We start from the raw sequence: 1,911 nt of genomic DNA, 5'->3' as shown, positions 1-1,911 counted from the left end.
GCGCAGAACGCCTTGTCGCCCGCGCCCGTCAGCACGATGATGCGGACGTCCTTGTCGTCATGGGCGGCGCGATAGCCGCGCGCGATGCCGGCGATGACCTCTCCATTCAGCGCGTTGCGTTTCTCGGGACGGTTGATGGTGATCCAGAGCGCCTGGCCGCGCTTCTCGGTGATCACGGCTGTGGTGTCGGTCATGGTACGCTCGCTTCCTTGGGCTCCCGTTTAGCGGCCCATTTGCGGCAGCTCGGGCCGAAGGTGCAAGGGCAATCTGCGGTACGGCGCCGCTTTAGCGCCTCGACACAAACTAGAAGGCGATCGAAGCGCAGGCTCAGGCCGCGACCGCTTTCCTGATCCAGACCTTGTTGTCGTGGAATGCGGCGCCGCCAATCGGCGCAATGGTGTCCGCGCCCGTCAGCATGTTGATGCCGCGGTCACCGATATGGTTCTTGTTGGGATGAACGGACTCCGCGATCAGCACGCCGCGCCGCACGCCCTCGAACAGCGTGGCGATCAGCGTGGTCTCGCCGCGGGTGTTGCCGAGCGTCACAGCATCGCCATGGGCGATGTCGAGCGCGGCCGCATCCAGGGGATGGATCATCACGCTCGCCTTGCCCTCGCGCGCTTGGGAGGACGGCGTCTCGTTGAACGTGGTGTTGAGGAAGCTGCGCGACGGGCTCGTGGCAAGCCGGAACGGATGGGCCTGGTCGGAATGCTCGATCACCGCCCAATGGTCGGGTAGCGACGGCATCTTGTCGAAGTCACCCATCGTCTGGCCGAACGGCGGATGCGCCCAATCGGCCTTGAAATGGAATTTCCTGTCGGCATGGGCGAAACCGTCGAGATAATGCGACGTGCGGAAGTCCGGCTGCAGGTCGCGCCAGAGGTCGGCTTCGAGGCCGTCGATATCGCCGTGGTCGCTCAGCTTCAGCGTCGCGTCGATCAACTCGCGCGGCGTCAGTTCGAACCCCGAATGACTGGCGCCAAGCCGCGGCGCCAGCGCCTGCAAGACCTCATGGTTGGAGCGGCATTCGCCGGGCGGGTCGATCAGCTTCGGACCGACCGAGATGTGCTGGTGCCCGCCGCCGTAGTAGAGATCGTCATGTTCCATGAACATCGTCGCCGGCAGCACGATGTCGGCAATCTCGGCCGTCTCGGTCATGAACTGCTCGTGCACCGCGACGAACAGATCCTCGCGCGCAAAACCCTGCGCTACCCGCGCCTGCTCCGGCGCCACCGTCATCGGATTGGTATTCTGGATCAGCATCGCCTTGACCGGACCTTTGCCGTGCAAGGCTTTGGAATCGCCGGTGAGAATGCGGCCGATCTGCGACTGGTCGAGCGCGCGGATAGTTGGGTCGATGGCGTCGTGGCCTTCGATGATGGATTCGTTGAAGTGCCACAGCGCGTAATTGTTGAAGAAGGCGCCGCCGCCTTCATATTGCCAGGCGCCGGTCACCGCCGGAATGCAGTTCGCGGCATGCATCTGCGCCGCGCCGTTGCGCGAGCGGGTAAAGCCGTAGCCGAGCCGGAAGAAGGTCCGCTTGGTCTCGCCGACCAATTTGGCAAAAGCCTCGATCTCCGCCACCGGCACGCCCGAGATCGCGGATGCCCATTCGGGCGTGCGCGTCTTCAGATGCGCCTCGAGCTCATCAGGGCAATCGGTGTACTTGTCCATATAGGCGCGATCGGCATAGCCGTCGCGGAACAGGACATGCATCACGCCGCAGGCGAACGCGCCGTCGGTGCCGGGCCGCAGGATGATCTTGATATCCGCCTGCTTCATGGTCTCGTTGTCGTAGATGTCGACGGCCGCGATCTTGGCGCCGCGATCCTTCCGCGCACGGGCGGCGTGCGTCATCACGTTGACCTGGGTGTTGACGGGGTTGGTGCCCCAGATCACCACCAGATCGGA

The 1,911-nt window shown here is 64.2% G+C and carries 2 protein-coding genes; both read right to left on the bottom strand.

Annotation, left to right across the window (positions count from 1 at the left end):
- Positions 1–194 (bottom strand): enoyl-CoA hydratase/isomerase family protein (locus FXB41_RS40210; RefSeq protein ID WP_219685697.1); only part of this gene is annotated, 194 nt, incomplete at its 3' end.
- A gap of 133 nt (positions 195–327) precedes the next feature.
- Positions 328–1,911 (bottom strand): molybdopterin-containing oxidoreductase family protein (locus FXB41_RS40205; protein ID WP_219685696.1); only part of this gene is annotated, 1,584 nt, incomplete at its 5' end.

The organism is Bradyrhizobium canariense (assembly GCF_019402665.1).
Taxonomy (GTDB): domain Bacteria; phylum Pseudomonadota; class Alphaproteobacteria; order Rhizobiales; family Xanthobacteraceae; genus Bradyrhizobium; species Bradyrhizobium canariense.
Note: the sequence above shows the minus strand (reverse complement) of the source record. Positions and strands in the feature narration are given on the sequence as shown.